This is a genomic window from Hirschia sp., assembly GCF_058892565.1.
Genome location: NZ_JBZXVU010000007.1, coordinates 38,885 through 54,278, shown reverse-complemented (window position 1 = coordinate 54,278; position 15,394 = coordinate 38,885). Strand labels below are relative to the sequence as shown.

16 protein-coding genes are annotated in these 15,394 nt (G+C 44.0%); 14 read left to right on the top strand and 2 right to left on the bottom strand.

Annotated features, from left to right (window positions below):
- The 5 genes from AC5EF3_RS02795 to AC5EF3_RS02775 form a co-directional block, all read left to right on the top strand.
- The coding region (locus tag AC5EF3_RS02795) for a flagellin (protein WP_493546946.1) at positions 1-480 on the top strand (480 nt) is incomplete at its 5' end.
- A gap of 113 nt (positions 481-593) precedes the next feature.
- On the top strand, positions 594-1,274 hold the full coding sequence (locus AC5EF3_RS02790) for an LbetaH domain-containing protein (protein WP_493546945.1): 681 nt from the start codon (positions 594-596) through the stop codon (positions 1,272-1,274).
- A gap of 5 nt (positions 1,275-1,279) precedes the next feature.
- Complete coding sequence (locus tag AC5EF3_RS02785; RefSeq protein WP_493546944.1) at positions 1,280-2,848, top strand: class I adenylate-forming enzyme family protein; 1,569 nt, start codon at positions 1,280-1,282, stop codon at positions 2,846-2,848.
- A complete protein-coding gene (locus AC5EF3_RS02780; protein ID WP_493546943.1) occupies positions 2,845-3,996 on the top strand; it encodes a Gfo/Idh/MocA family protein in 1,152 nt (383 codons plus the stop codon). The genes AC5EF3_RS02785 and AC5EF3_RS02780 overlap by 4 nt, the downstream gene beginning before the upstream one ends.
- Positions 3,993-4,247 (top strand): acyl carrier protein, encoded by a 255-nt coding sequence (locus tag AC5EF3_RS02775; RefSeq protein ID WP_493546942.1) that lies wholly within the window; start codon positions 3,993-3,995, stop codon positions 4,245-4,247. Before AC5EF3_RS02780 ends, AC5EF3_RS02775 begins: the two co-directional genes overlap by 4 nt.
- Before the next feature lie 10 nt (positions 4,248-4,257).
- Here the strand turns inward: AC5EF3_RS02775 and AC5EF3_RS02770 are convergent, their stop codons facing one another.
- Positions 4,258-6,504 (bottom strand): glycosyltransferase, encoded by a 2,247-nt coding sequence (locus tag AC5EF3_RS02770; protein ID WP_493546941.1) that lies wholly within the window; start codon positions 6,502-6,504, stop codon positions 4,258-4,260.
- 95 nt (positions 6,505-6,599) lie between these two features.
- Between AC5EF3_RS02770 and AC5EF3_RS02765 the strand changes: the two genes are divergently transcribed.
- From AC5EF3_RS02765 to AC5EF3_RS02735, 7 genes are all read left to right on the top strand, one after another.
- The gene (locus tag AC5EF3_RS02765) at positions 6,600-8,048 is read left to right on the top strand and encodes a glycosyltransferase family protein (protein WP_493546940.1); all 1,449 of its coding nucleotides are present in this window, start codon (positions 6,600-6,602) and stop codon (positions 8,046-8,048) included.
- Between the two features lie 98 nt (positions 8,049-8,146).
- Positions 8,147-9,286 (top strand): DegT/DnrJ/EryC1/StrS family aminotransferase, encoded by a 1,140-nt coding sequence (locus AC5EF3_RS02760; RefSeq protein ID WP_493546939.1) that lies wholly within the window; start codon positions 8,147-8,149, stop codon positions 9,284-9,286.
- A 392-nt stretch (positions 9,287-9,678) separates the two neighbouring features.
- Complete coding sequence (locus AC5EF3_RS02755; protein ID WP_015828149.1) at positions 9,679-10,503, top strand: flagellin; 825 nt, start codon at positions 9,679-9,681, stop codon at positions 10,501-10,503.
- A gap of 99 nt (positions 10,504-10,602) precedes the next feature.
- Positions 10,603-10,953, top strand: coding sequence for a flagellar protein FlaG (locus tag AC5EF3_RS02750; RefSeq protein WP_015828148.1), 351 nt, complete (start codon positions 10,603-10,605; stop codon positions 10,951-10,953).
- 128 nt (positions 10,954-11,081) lie between these two features.
- Entirely contained in the window at positions 11,082-11,915 is an 834-nt protein-coding gene (locus AC5EF3_RS02745; RefSeq protein ID WP_015828147.1) for a flagellin, read from the top strand.
- Between the two features lie 191 nt (positions 11,916-12,106).
- Entirely contained in the window at positions 12,107-12,487 is a 381-nt protein-coding gene (locus AC5EF3_RS02740) for a YkvA family protein (protein WP_015828146.1), read from the top strand.
- A 132-nt stretch (positions 12,488-12,619) separates the two neighbouring features.
- Positions 12,620-12,892: an RNA-binding protein gene (locus AC5EF3_RS02735; protein WP_015828145.1), complete on the top strand. Its 273-nt coding sequence runs from the start codon at positions 12,620-12,622 to the stop codon at positions 12,890-12,892.
- A 65-nt stretch (positions 12,893-12,957) separates the two neighbouring features.
- On the opposite strand, the gene AC5EF3_RS02730 is transcribed toward AC5EF3_RS02735, so the two are convergent.
- A complete protein-coding gene (locus tag AC5EF3_RS02730) occupies positions 12,958-13,590 on the bottom strand; it encodes a hypothetical protein (RefSeq protein WP_015828144.1) in 633 nt (210 codons plus the stop codon).
- A gap of 324 nt (positions 13,591-13,914) precedes the next feature.
- On the opposite strand from AC5EF3_RS02730, the gene AC5EF3_RS02725 reads away from it, so the two are divergent.
- Together AC5EF3_RS02725 and AC5EF3_RS02720 are read left to right on the top strand one after the other, a co-directional pair.
- Positions 13,915-14,817, top strand: coding sequence for an isoaspartyl peptidase/L-asparaginase family protein (locus AC5EF3_RS02725; RefSeq protein ID WP_493546938.1), 903 nt, complete (start codon positions 13,915-13,917; stop codon positions 14,815-14,817).
- The gene (locus AC5EF3_RS02720; RefSeq protein WP_493546937.1) at positions 14,817-15,314 is read left to right on the top strand and encodes an RNA methyltransferase; all 498 of its coding nucleotides are present in this window, start codon (positions 14,817-14,819) and stop codon (positions 15,312-15,314) included. Before AC5EF3_RS02725 ends, AC5EF3_RS02720 begins: the two co-directional genes overlap by 1 nt.
- Positions 15,315-15,394 lie beyond the last annotated feature (80 nt).

The following is a 15,394-nucleotide window of genomic DNA, read 5'->3' as shown; positions in this document are numbered from 1 at the left end:
TATTTAGCACTTAGAAAACAGTTGTTTGCAATCGGAGAGGAGGCTTCATTCAATGATGTAAACCTTTTGACTTCCTCTGCGGGGTTTTCTGTTTTAGCCAATGCTGATGGCTCCAATACAATCAGTGTGAATGCCGAAGTTGTTGTTGCTACAGCTGATCAATGGGATCTTAGTCTCATTCCCGACATAGAAACGGTCACAAAAGCGGCTGATGCAATAGGTCAGTTGGGAAGGGCGATTAATGGTACGAACCGAATTGCTGCTAAGATCGGAACCGCAGCTAAGGCGTTGGATTTACATTCCGTTTTTGTAAATAAGTTGACTGATTCTTTAACTGATGGGATCGGAAATCTGGTTGACGCTGACCTTGCAAAAGAATCTGCGAAACTGCAATCCTTGCAAACAAAGCAACAATTAGGTGTGCAGGCTCTATCAATAGCAAACCAGTCTTCTGGGTTGGCATTATCATTCTTTAATTAAAACAATGGGATAGGTTTCTTCTAGGGCATGAAACTGCCTTGATTTCATAAGAACAACCAACTTCTGAAGAATCACCTATACTTGCTAGATATTTGGTTGTTCAGGAGAGAGTAGTGACCACATCCATATTGATATATGGCATCGGCGCTATGGCGAGGGTGATTGCGTCATATGTTCGGCGAACGCACAACATTATTGGCTATACGGTTGATGATGTGGTCATTCAAAACGGACAAACGCAATTTAACAATCTACCGCTTTATCCATTTAGCCAAATTAGAGATTTTGTCGCGCCAAATGCCTGCAAAGTTATCATGACTGTAGGCTATCGGAATATGAACGCTTTAAAGCTTGAGCGTATCAAACAATTGCAAGATCAAGGCTTTGAAATTACTGGATATTGTGACCAAAGTCTTGTGCGTCATGATGATGTTTTTATTGATGAAACAGCGATTATTTTGGATCAGGTATCCATTCATCCAGGCTCGCAGATTGGGCCGCACGCATTCATCACCAGCCAAGTCAATATCGGCCATGATTGCCAGATTAGGGAAGCTGTTTGGATTAATGGTGGAGTATCAATTGGCGGCGGGGCGAGCATTGGTCGTTTGAGTGTTTTGAGCATGAATTCCTGTATCGCGCATGGCGTGGAAATGGGGGAGCGAGTGTTTGTGGGAGCTAATACACTGGTGCAAAGATCCATTGCTGATGATGGTGTTGTGTTGTCTGCAAGCGGAGAATTGCATCGTCTGAAATCACGATCATTTCTTAAATTTGCAAAGCTTGAGGAATGAATATTGTGGCTGGTGGCATCGCGGCAAATATCTATTCAGCAGCAGAAAGCCAGCCTGAAAAACTCGCTGTGATATGCGGGGATGACACACTTACTTACAAAGAATTGTTAGTTTTGTGTCGAGGTTTTGCGCATTTCCTGCGTATTCGAGGTGTCGTGCGTGGCGAGAAAGTGTTGCTTGTGTCCTCAAACTCTATCGAGTTTGTCGCGATATTGGTTGCAATCGCGGATTTGGGGGCAATTCTAGCGCCGATCAGCCCAAGCTTGTCGGTTGAAGCGATGAGCAAGGCGATTAATTCCATTGAAGCACGACATGTAATTGCAAACACCCAGATAATTGATGCGCTTCGAAAGCATGACGGTGTTGATGAAAATATCGATAATTGGATCAGGCTGGATAAGCCGGAAATAGATGATGCTGGTTCACATTATCTAGGGTGCGATATTGATTTTCAGGAAAGTGATTTCTCCCCCATATCCGATGGGGAGGAGAGTTTAGCATATATTCTGACCATGACATCTGGATCGACTGGTGATCCCAAACCTATCATTTTGACGCAAGGTTCAAAAATTGCGCGGGCAAAGGCGCTAACTGATCTTTATGATGTGGATGGCAATGATATCATTTTAGCGGCAACGCCTATGTATCATTCACTCGCTCAGAGGCTGGTTTTAACGCCTTTGTTAAATAGCGGCACTTCCGTGATCATGCCAAAATACAGCGTGCAAAACTGGCTTGATATGATTGATCAGCATGGTGTGAGTTTTACAATCATTGTGTCCTCTCAAATTGTGGCGATTACGCAATTTTTGGAAAAATTAACGCTGGAAGATAGGTCAGATACATCTAGCTTGCGCATGATGGTGTCGTCTTCTGCTGCGCTAAAACTGGAAGATAAGCAGCGTGCTCTGAATGTGTTTTCTTGTGAGTTTCATGAATGTTATGGCGCGTCGGAAATTGCGATTGCGACGTCCTTAAAATTAAGTCTTGAACAAGAGGATTTAGGATCGGTCGGGTTTGCTGCACCAGGTGTAGACATAGAGATTTTATCAGAAGATGGAGACATCTGCCAAATTGGAGAGGTGGGGGAAATAGCTTGCCGCACACCCATGCTATTTGGAGGATATTACAAATTACCGGAAAAGACCGCGCAATCTATGCAAGATGGTTTTTTCAAAACGGGTGATCTTGGCCGGATGGATGAGCGCGGGGCTTTGTATTTTTGCGGCCGTGCAAAAGATGTGATCATTGTTGGCGGGATGAATGTTTATCCCAGTGATATTGAAAACGTTATTTCCCAAATACCGGGCGTGTTTGCATGTGCAGCTTTCAGTATGGAAAATGACAGCTTGGGTGAAGTGCCCGCAATTGCGATTGTGAAAGATGCACAATTACCCGAAGTTGACGTGACGGCGAGAGCCGTGCGGCGCGTGAGTTCTCAACATTTGGCAGATTTTCAATGTCCACAACGGATTGTTTTTATTGATGCTTTGCCAACAAATAATATGGGAAAATTGATGCGCCGAGAGCTTGAAGCAAAATATGGTAGCAAGGATTGGACGCCGAAAGCATGATTGAAAGCTCTAAAATGCCTCCGCTTAAAATTGGATTTATTGGCGGCTCCATAAATTCAGCAGTTGGGTATGCACATTTCTCGGCTATTCGTTCAGATGGGCTTTATGATTTAGTTGCGGGCTGTTTTAGCCGAAATGCGGAAACAAATCAGAAGTCTGCTCAAATTTATGGTGTTGAAACGGACCGAACTTATCCTGATTGGCAAAGCCTGTTGGCGCAGGAGCAGACTAAACTGGATGCAATTCTTGTTCTGACACCAACGCCAAACCATGATGAAATTGTGATATCTGCCTTAGAACAAGGCTATCGTGTGATTTGTGAAAAAGCGCTGACGGATAGTGTGGCGAAAGCGCAAAAAATTGCCGACATTGTGCGCCAGACAAGTGGCTTTTTGGCGGTGACTTATAATTATTCTGGCTATCCGATTGTGCGTGAAATGCGGGAAATTATAGGCGAAGGAAAGCTGGGAAAAGTTCAACAAATTCAAATAGAAATGCCACAAGAAGGGTTCCTGCGTACCAATAAATCTGGTCAACCAATGGTGCCGCAAGAATGGCGTTTGAAAGATGGTGAGATACCAACACTTCATCTTGATCTTGGTGTGCATGTGCATCAGTTGATTCATTATCTGACGCGCTTAAAACCAGAGGAAGTGGTCGCAAATGTGAGCAATCTTGGTAGTTTTGAAAACATCATTGATGATCTCAATGCGATTGTGAAATATGAGGATGAGCTGACTGCAAATATCTGGTATTCTAAATCTGCTTTGGGTCATCGCAATGGTTTGAAAATCAGGGTGTATGGCGATCAAGCCAGTATGGAATGGCTGCAAGCTGACCCTGAACATTTGCAAATTTCATATGCAGATGGCCGCAGAGAAATTCATGATCGGGCCATTGAATCTCATGCGTGTAATTCTATTCGTTATTCGCGGTTTAAACCGGGACATCCTGCGGGATATGTTGAAGCATTTGCAAACCTATATGCGGATATTCATCACGACATTTTATCCTATAAAGAGACGGGGGCATCTTGTATGACGAATGAAGTTTTTGGTGTTGATTTGTCTCTTGAAGGCTTGAAATTGCTGGATGCGATGACGCAATCAGCCAAGCATGGCCGCTGGGTGAAGGTAAAAAAACAATGAATATCAATGTTGAAGAGACAGTGTTGGCAATCCTTAGAGAGCGAGGGCCATTGCCTAAATCCGCAGAAGAGCGCGCTAATCTGGACTATATTGAAGCAGGATTGGTTGATTCATTAGGATTGATGAATCTCGTCACCGAGCTTGAAACGGCGCTTGATATCGAGCTTGAAGAAGAGGATTTTATGCAGGATAAATTTCGCACAATTGGCGGCTTGATCGAGACATTGCAACAGGCCGTTGCACGCGCATAAAGCAGATTTATTAAGCGAGTACGGCGCGTATTATGTGTTGGTCCAGCTTTGCTGATTTTATGTTTTCAACAATCTCATACATGGACTGAACACCAGCAGGGAGAATAGGCAATTGTTTGCCATGCTGCTGGCATATGGCGTCCCAATCATCCGCATTTCGGGCGACGCCGGCGATAATGCCTTGTTGGCCTGCGGTCGAGTTTTCTAGCATCCATTCTGACTGTCGGCCCAAGCCCCAAAGCACGATCTTGCTATCGTGTTTGTGTGTGATGAGGTGGGATGTTTTTGCATTTAAATGTGCAATATGTTGCAAGACAGTGTCGAGCTTTTGGGTATCCATTGTGCAACGGTCGCGGATATGATCGTCAAAAAATACATATTTAGCGCCAGCTATAAATAAGCGCGTGGATAGTTCATACATTGCGTTAAGCAGACGCTCATCACCGGCAGTTAATCGAAAATCACAACTGATCTGGAAAAGGCAATCGGTGAGCTCAGATTGTTTGAGTTGATCGACATAGGCTTGTAGTTCTTCTGTTCCCAAATTTTCGGGTGTGAGGATATATTTGATTGTCAGCCGATTTTTATTGGATAGGGCGGTTTTGTATTTTTGCAGATTTTCCAAAACGGATTGCATTTTTCCGCGCCCACGTATTTGCGCGAACATGTCTTGCGTGCCGGCATCTATGCTGGTGACGAGATGAAATTTATCATGTTCGAGATATTCGACCAGAGATTTTGAATACTTCAAACTGTTGGATAGGACGCGAATTTTCCCGACATTTTCATTGGCAGATAAAAGCGCATTTACGGGTTTGAAATTTGGACTGAGAGTTGGTTCACCACCGCCCCAAACGACATGACAATTGCTTGATAAATTGTCTGATTGCTCTAGCAGGTTCGCCAAAATGTTTGGCGTGGAATAGCTGGCTTCCTGTCCGCCATAATAGGTGGGCGAGCAATATGTACAGCGCATATTGCAGTATGAAAAATTCTCTAGGGAAATATAGCTGATTGTGTCTGGCTTGGGCGCGCGGCGATCAATATAGGGACATCCGCTACACTCGGGAGCTGTGGCGTTATTCATGCGGGTGACCAGATCGCTTTTGGCGTTTTGAATATCATTATATGTGATGTCTGGTGCAGCTTTGAGGAGAACAACATCGCCTTTTTGTTTGCCATCGACAAAGAAACGTTTGCAGCACGCTCTGATTTCATCTGGGCCAAGGAATAATGATGATTGTAGATCCTGACATGTGATGTGGGTGTCAAATACAGCTTTGATGGCTGCTAGTGTATCACTTTCCAAATTCGCGATGTGGGCAAAGAAAATATGGGTCGCATATTCAAAATTGGTGTTTTTCTCTGAATACGTGGCAGCAATTTGGGAGGCTTGCTCTAACCTGTCTGTGGCTTGTAATTGCGCCTGTAAATATTGAAGATAGCCGATTGCTTTATCTGATGCGGTTTCTTTAGAGATGAGATACAGGACCAACCCGATATATTGGATGAGCAGATTATCTGGATTGTTGATCAGGGGAGAGGCATCAATTTCTTCATAGGCTTGTAAATAGCCAGCGATGCGCCGATTGCTGAGGCCAAGCGTGATAGAATCTTCGGATGTGTTTTTGAGGACGATTTTCGCATCGACCCATTTTACAGATTGGGCGACGCTGCAAGCTTCAGCGACATAGCGAATATCTTCATGAACACCGCTGGAGAATGTGATTTCATTTTGGGCAAGAAGGTCGCGCGCATAAATGAAGTTGAACACTTCCTGTTTCTCGCGGCACCAATAGATATTGCGCGCAAGGTGTTTGCCAAGTCGTGATGGTTTTAACCGCGAATAGTCTTTTTGCAGGGAATGCGCGATGAGGTCTGTTTCGTCGTCGCAATGAAGCATTGCCTCAAATAATGAAGTGAGCGCTGTTTCATCTAAATCATCATCATCATCGAGAAACCAGACCCATTTTGAGGAGGTTTGCTTTAAGCCGGTTTGACGCGCAAGGCCCGGACCTTGATTGGTTTTATGCTGAAGAATTTCAATATTAGCCTGATCACCAAATTGGGCGATGAGTTGGGCATATGTGTCATCCGTTGAGCCATCATCAACAATGCAGAGTGTGGCAGTTATGTCGTTGGATTGGGCTGCGTTTTGGATATCTGTCCAGTTTTTAAAAATCTGCGCATGTGACCGACCGCCTCGGTTAAAAGTCGCAGTTATTATGGCGAGCGATATATTGGCGCTGTTTTGCAAGTTGAATGTCTCTTAACGAATGACTTACGGGACTCAACTATGTCTAACAATAATTGGTAAACGGAATTGATCAAATCTGATAAAGGCTTTCGAAAATGGCGACGCAATCATCTACCGCCTTAATGGAACAGGCTCTGAAAAAATGGTCTGCAGATCAAGCGTTGGCCTTTTTATCCAAGAGTTTTCATGTGAATGGCAATATTGATTATCTAATTGCCTGCATTGAAATGCTTCATCTTTTTAGTGAAGATATTCCTGTTTTTCACGCTGCTTTGTGGTCGATCAGGCGGGATTTATTCACTCTGGGTGCCCAGATGCCGGAAAAACAGCTGGAGAAGGCTATTTATAAAAAGCTGGCACCTAAATATTTGAAATTTGTTGATCAGATAGTCAAAAAAACAGAATTGCCGTCTTTGGACGTCATTGATGATACGCCCAACCGGCTGATGATTATGGGGGGGCAATTTTTAAAACCACCTCATTCTCCAACCATGTGTATGATGGAATTTGCGCGTCTGGCAAAGCTGAGCGGTGTGGAGCATGTTGAGATCTTCAATGTGAATGAATTACCCGGCGCGGCATTATCATCTTATCATGAGGGCTTTATTGGAACGCCTGCTATTACTGTTGGCGCGCATAATGTGAGCTATATGGGCGCTGAGTTAGATATTTATGCAGCACCAGAGCAGGGCATGAGCAGTCAGAAAATCAAGGACTGCCTTGAACATGTGGAGAGCTTCAAACCTGACCTTATCCTTAGTGTTGGGGATATGAATTGCATTGCGGATATGTGTGCGGGTTTCATTCCTTCTTTGTGTTGGCCAACCACACAGAGCATTGCGCTATCATTGGCAGGTGTACAATATTATCGATCAGAAGAAGTTCCTGACACTCAGATTGACTGGAAGCGTCTTAAGAAAAAGCCACCTGTTATGATCAAACAAGAATTTGATCTTATGACGATTGATGAGAATAGGCACACGATAAACAGAGATGTTTTGAGAGTTGAGAAAGATACGTTTTTATTTGTGGTTGTTGGTTCGCGAATAGAGCAAGAACTGACTGTGGCGTTTCAAAAATTGCTTGTGAAGGTGTTGGATGCAAACCCCAAAGCGTGTGTTTTGATCGTGGGGACAGATGATTTTAGCCGATTAACTGAACTTAAAGACCATGCAAGTCAGATCCGATTGTTGAAGTTTACCACTGATTTGCGGTCTGTTTTATCCGTCAGTGATGCTTTCTTAAATCCGCCTCGGCAGGGAGGCGGAAATGCAGCATATTGGTCCATGTTTGAAGGGCTGCCTATCCTGACGCTTGATAATTGCGACGTTCAAATGACGATCAAACAGGGTGCAGCCGTGCAGGATCTTGATGCATTGGAGAAGCTTGCTATCGGGATTATGCAGGATGCTGACCTCTTAAAAACCTATCAGGATAAATCCAAAGCGAGGCTGGCGTCTCTGAAAGATGACAAACAATCGGGTGATAATCTCAAGGACAATTTGGAATTTACGATAGGCAATTTTAAGCAACACATCGGATGAGCTTTGGAAGAAGGTTGATGGTGTGTGAAGGCAATGAAGTGAATTTTTAACAATGTTGCGTCATTGTTAGATTTTTATGTATCTACACAGGCACGCGAATGTCTTCTTCAAGTCCTTCTGAAATATATGTCATGCGCCCTCAATTGCCTGATCATGCGGCGTTGAAAAAATACATATCTCAGATCGATGCTAATGGTATTTATACCAATATTGGACCGCTTGTTCTTAAGTTGGAAGAACGTTTGGCCCAACATGTGTCTGTTGATGCTGATCGAATTGTTTCGATGTCTAATGGAACTGCGGCATTGCAGATATCCATGTTATCAGTCAAGAAAACGGGGCGTTATTGTATTTTGCCGTCCTGGACGTTCGTTGCGACTGCGCATGCTGCAAAATCGGCTGGGCTTGAGCCGTATTTTGTGGATGTTGAATTTTCAAACCAGCAATTATCCCTTCAGCATGTTGAAGAAGCGATCAAAACGCTTGGTGTCGATAATGTTGGGGCGATATGCTTGGTCACGCCTTTTGGGGCTCCGATAGATTTGAAGCCGTGGGAAGATTTGCAAGATCGCACGTCAATTCCTGTTGTGCTTGACGCTGCTGCTGCTTTTGCAACAGTGAAGCCTTCAAAAATTACGACATGTGTGAGTTTGCATACGACGAAGATTTTGCCTGCGGGCGAGGGCGGATTTGTGATCGCGCCCGATACCAATATCGCCAAAGATATTCGTGCACGCACAAATTTTGGGTTTGATGGTACGCGTGAAGCCAAACAGATTGGCGGCAATGCGAAGATGAGTGAATATCATGCTGCTATCGGATTGGCATCGCTAGATGCGTGGCCTGTAAAAAGACGCAGATTCCATGAATTGTGTAGCCAGTGGAAAGACGCGGTGAGCGATTTAAGCGGCGTTGAGTTTGAAACTGGCTTTGGCGATAAATGGTTTAATTCTGTCGCGGTCCTTCGCATGTCTTTGCCATTGGGAGCGCAATGCAAAGAGCATCTTCTTGCGCAAGGTGTGTATACACGAAGATGGTGGTCGAGAGGGTGTTTGCAGATGCCGGCCTTTAGCTATTGCGAACATGGAGATTTAGCAAATACCGATCGGTTAGCAGCATCAACTTTAGGGTTGCCGTGTCATACTGATTTGACGCAATCAGATTTTGAGCAAATGCGAAATGCACTTGAGGCCTTCTTGTGTGTGCATAAATTGCCGCCTCTCAATCTTGCTGCTTAACTGAGGCATGAATAGACGAATAATATCGGATTTTTGTAAAAAATAGCTATATTTTACAATGCTGTTATCTTTGTATTAACCATACGCGATGGCGGTTTTCATTTTTATTTTAATAATTGAGCATGCGCACACGGCAAAATTTGCCGCTTGGGTTGCCGGGTAAATTTTGCCTATGGGCAATAAGTGTCAATTAACTCAATATTAGCAGTTTACACATTTTTAACAAACGGGCCTGAAACCCTTGAAAAGTTAACCTTTGGGCTGGTTATGTTTACCTAAAAACAGGCACCAATATTGCGACGTCATACTTAGGCAAGAAGCCTCCGGATTAAAATGATCTGGTTTTCATTAACATCTGTCTTAAAGGCAGAAGCGAAAAAAGGTACGTCAAAATGACGAGTGTAAACACAAACTATGGCGCAATGGTTGCCCTTCAGCAACTTAACAAAACAAACAGCGAACTTGAAACAACTCAATCTCGTATTAACACGGGTTTGAAAGTCGCTAGCGCCAAAGACAATGGTGCGATCTTCGCTATTGCCCAAGGCATGCGCGCAGATGTTGCTTCTTATGATGTTGTTCAACAATCTTTGGACCGTACTGGTTCAACTGTTGATACAGCTGTTGCAGCGGGTGAAGCTGTTTCTGATCTTCTTGTTGAGATGAAAGAAAAAGCGCTTGGTGCAAAAGACGACACACTTACAACTGAGCAACGTGCAGCATATAATGAAGACTTTAAAGCGCTTCGTGACCAAATCACAACAATCGTAGACAACGCAGAATTTAACGGTGCAAACTTGTTGAAATCTGGTGCGTCTGACATTGTTGCTTTGGCAAACGCAGATGGTACAAGCACGCTTACTGTTGGTGCGGAAGATCTCTCTCTAGCTGGTTCAACAATTACACTAACAGCTGGTTCAGACATCGACACAGTGACAAAAGCGGGTGCTGCGATTACTGCGCTTGAAACATCAATTGACAATGTGAACGCCTCTTTGGCACGTTTGGGTACTGGTTCTAAAGCAATAGAAACACACTCAACATTCGTCACAAAGCTATCTGACGCTATGGAAAATGGTATTGGTAACTTGGTTGATGCTGACCTAGCAAAAGAATCTGCAAAACTACAGTCGCTACAAACTAAGCAACAGCTTGGTGTGCAGGCTCTGTCTATTGCGAATTCTTCTTCTGGATTGGCGCTATCTTTCTTTAGATAGAGTTTTTCGAATTTTCTTCTCGGCTCGAAAGGGCCGAGAAGGCTTTTCGGATTTTTCAAAAGCCGACTGCAAAAAGCATTTTCGGCGGGAGTTAGGATTATGGGAACGGAGATTACACCTGTCCCGGCCACCTCATCTAAATTGGATGTTGTGCGTTCGGATCGCGTAGCACTAGATACGCAACAAGACGATAAAAAAGCGAATGCGCTAGCAATCGAGGCGCGTCGTAAGCAATTTGTGGAAGAGATTTCTCGTCAGCACGGCCTTGAGAAAGGTAAGCTTGTCATTGAGAAGGACAGTGAGTCCGGTAAATTTATTCACAGCCTTATTGATCCAGAAAGTGGTGAAGTTATACGCCAATGGCCGGATGCTGATTGGCTGGAATTTGCACGTGCCTCCAACAATTCGACGAATGCAACTAAAGGTCTTTGGCTCGATCAAACTGTATAATTTGTATAAAATTTAAAAAAAATTGCATTGTTTCTTCGAATGCGAAGGAAGTATTAACGAAAATGGTTCAATTCTACTCCTAACGAAAAATTCGGGACCACCCGGAAGACCACGTTTGGAGACGGATTATGGTAAACGGCGTAAACAATAACGCTCAGTCGCTTATAGCGTTGCAAAACCTGAATGCGACGAACAAACATTTAGAAGGAACAACTGACCGCATTAGTTCTGGCCTCAAAATAGCGAGTGCTAAAGACAATGCTGCTGTTTTTTCTGTTGCACAAAGCTTACGTGGAGAGAACTCCGCGTATGATATTATTCAAATTGGCCTAGATCGCTCAAAATCAGTTGGTGATGTGGCCATTACAGCTGGTGAAACAGCTTCCGACATTCTTATTCAATTAAGAGAAAAAGCGCTTTCTGCTACCAAAGAGATTGATGCTGAATCGCGTGCAGCGTTTCAAGAAGATTTCACTTCGCTAATGACGCAATTTGAAAAAATTGTTGGTGCTGCGGAATTTGATGGCGTGAACCTACTTAATAATTCTCAGCCTGCTGGCCTAGAGTTTGTGGCTGATGCGTCCGGTGCATCAACATTACGGATAGATGCAGAAGATTTCTCTTTTGGTGGTGTTAACGTTACTTTGGATCCTGCAACGCATGACCTTAGTGATCCAGCGAATGCGCAACTCGCGCTGGATGCGGTTAAAGCCAGCATCACAAATGTAAATGGTGCTTTGTCCCGTTTGGGAGCATCGTCTCAAAAAATTGATAATCACGCCAATTTCGTATCACGTCTTCAGGATGTGATCACTGAAGGCGTCGGTGGATTGGTCGACGCTGATCTGGGTAAGGAGAGCGCATTATTGCAATCTCTACAAGTGAAACAGCAATTGGGTGTTCAGGCTCTGTCTATAGCCAATGAATCTCCACAAGCAGTTCTTTCACTGTTCCAAAACTAATTCGAGCCTAGAACGGTTCAACAACTTCCACGGTTAGAGGTCTGGTCTTCCCTAATCGTGCTACTTAAGCCCGGGTCTTTTTAAGGTCCGGGCTTTTTTCTTTTTAAAGGTGGATATTGGCTCTGATTTCAAAAGTCATCAGTATGCCATTTTTCAATGTTCTTATTGAACTTGAAAAATTGTGAGGTGATATGGAAATTCTAGATCCAGAAACGGAAGAAGAGATCAATCAACGTTTGGCAGATGAACGAAAAGCCAAGCGGACATTAAATAAGCTCAGCAAATATCTAAAATATATCCCATTCTCGGAAGATTTGGCTTCGGCTTATTATTGCGCATTTGACCCGAAAACACCGGGGCGGGTGAAAGGGGTATTGTTTGCAGCATTGGCATATTTTGTGGTGCCGACAGATGTTGTTCCTGATTTTATTCTCGCTCTAGGTTTTTCTGACGATGCTGCTGTTATTGCCCTGGCGATGAGTGTTGTGAACGGACATATCCAGCCGTCACACCGCCAAGCTGCGCAAGAGTTTTTAGGTATTGAGAAAAAACAATATAAAAATAGTGAATAAATTCAATATTGTTACGCTTGTGTTGTTGAGCTGTAATACTTGCTAACAATTTGTTACGAAATTTGTCAGAGTGTGATATCCTAAATTCTTAAAGCGGCTTGAGGGCAAGTGGCTTAACAATTGGAATAAGATATGAAGCTGTTCTCTGAAACCGAAATTAATAACATTGAACAGATGTGGCGCGCTCTTGGCGGGGACCATCCGTGGACAGGATGGGCGACTTTGCCAGAGAATCCAGATGAAATCTGGATATTCCGCAGCCGTGCAAACTGGCGGCGTTTTATTCTAAGAAAAACAGATGCAGCCTATGTTTTGTTTGATGACACGCAGAACAGCGAAGAAGTTTTTGAGGAATTAGAAAGTCTTGCAAATAAGGTTGGACAAGTTCCAGCTTTGCCAAACTAGCGCTTCTTGAATGTATTTATGAAAAAAGGCCAAGAGAAATCTTGGCCTTTTTCGTTTGTTCGATTTTACTTTGGATTACAGTAATAATAAAGCTGTGTCTGAGCGTCTTCAAAGCCTTCAGACGTTGCTAAGAGATGAGTGTCACCGCGATGGGGGGCTTCATCTTTTACCAGAGCAAGCATGGATTGACCTTCTGGGTTTACGAGGTCCACGCGCTCGGCATTGCTAATTGCTCTCATTGCTTTCCAATCTGTGTTGAACACAAAATCAGTGGAATTGTTGAGCGAATTTTTTGCGTACATACCCAAAAGCGTCATTGCGGTGCCGTCAGATGTTCTCAGTGAAAATGATGCGGCTGAGCCAGTTTTGTCTTTGGGCTGATTTTGAAGGCTTCCAGAAATTGCGCCAGTATCCGTGTTGCAATTAAAAGAGAGGCCATAAATAGGCTGGTCGGGCTTTTCACTTGTAGAAAGCGCCATATAGGGAGATTCTGGCCATAACAACTCAACAGCTGTCCACTTTGAACTTGCGCTTATGTCTTCAAGTGCAGGGGATGATTTGGTGAGCTGTAAAGGTTCCTTTTTCTGCAGTTCTTTTGTTTGACTGACACTCGATGTGTCAGATACCGGCGCAGTGGTGGATGCGCATGCACTTGCTAGAAGACCTGTTGCGACAAGGAGGGGGAGGTGTAATTTCATGTCATAGACCTTTTATTGTTCTCGTTTCATGCGCGATTCTACAGATTCATGTGGCAAAATTAGGTATTACACATACTTAATGTAGGTTTTTCAGAGAGATTTGAGCCTAACTCCGTTTTGATATGCGTCTGCTTGATGTGAAGTTGCGTGCTCTAAATTGTATTTTTAGCCATAAAGCAGGTAGTGGTTAGATTTAAAAAGAGAATTTATTTTACAAAATGAATGAATTTGCAAAGTGTGTTCAATCTGCACTTGTCACATTTATGTAAGAAAACTATTCGGATAATGTAGGTTAGTGCCGAAAAAGGTGTCTAAAGGTGTCTTATGAGTAAGAGTGACAAGTTAAATACTAGCTCCAAAGAGATTTGGGCCTTGGCGCTTCATGGGGGCGCGGGCACGGGTGCATCCAAACATGACAAGCATACAGAAGCCTTTATGGCCGACCTTCTAAAGGAGGGCGGCAAAATGCTGAAAGACGGGGCATCTGCTGTTGCTACCGTTAAAGCTATGGTTGGTGAATTAGAGTCATGCGGATTATATCTTGCTGGTAAAGGTGCTGCGCCTAACAAAAACGGTGAATTTGAACTCGACGCGGCCATTATGGATGGTGAAACGCGAATGGCAGGCTCTGTTGCAGGCTTAAAGGGGTTTAAACATCCTGTGAATGTGGCGGCTCTTGTGATGCGCAAAACTCCGCACGTTATGTTGGTTGGTGAGGGAGCTAGCCAATTTGCTGAAGAGCACAAATGTAAAAAAGTAAAACACCCCAAAGAATACTACACGCCCGTTAAATACGATCTTTTCGAAATGGATGACCGTAAAATGACAGGGACGGTTGGAGCTGTTGCTTTAGATTCAGAAGGTCAATTAGCATCAGCGACATCAACAGGTGGTGCGCCTGATAAGCTGCCAGGTCGTGTAGGTGATTGTCCGATCATTGGTTCTGGGACTTGGGCAGACGAGCGCGTTGCAGTTTCTTGTACGGGGATGGGCGAATACTTTATGCGGGCAAATGCCGCTGCTGATGTGTCTGCACGTATTCATTACAAACGCACGAGTTTAGACGTTGCAGCCAGCGCAGTTATTGACAGTGTTGTCTTCCTTGGTGGGCATGGTGGCCTGATCAGCATTGATCGATTGGGGCGGATTGCGATGCCATTTTCTTCTGCTTCAATGGCACGCGGCTCTATTCATGCAAATGGCACAATGACTGTGGCGACGGTTTAATGAAGGGTTTTTTCGGGATTGGCGCTGAGGGTATTTCCAAGCCTATGAATATGGGCGCGCTTATGCGAACCGCCCATGCATTTGGGGCCAGTTTTTTCTATTCAGTCGATGCAGATGTAAAAGTAACTGACATGTATGCATCTGATACGTCTAAAGCGTATGAGAATATGCCCTATTATAACTGGGACAGCATTGAAGATATGGCCTTGCCGCGCGGCTGTCAGCTTGTCGGTATTGAATTAACTGATGATGCTGTTGAATTGCCCGAATTCAAGCACCCAAGAGCTGCAGCTTATGTATTGGGACGTGAATTGGGTAATCTAAGCCCAGAAATGATGGCGAAATGTCATCACATTGTGAAAATTCCCACGAAGTTCTGTATTAATGTCTCACTTGCTGGGGCGTTAGTTATGTATGACCGAATGGTGAGTATGGGAGCATATGCAAATCGCCCGATCATGCCCGGTGGTCCTCAAAAAATGACGATATCTAAATAATACCTTCAAATCAGTCTGACTTCTCCTTGAAAACGGCGCCGTTTGAAGCGTTTACTTGGGTTGTGACTATCTCAATGAAG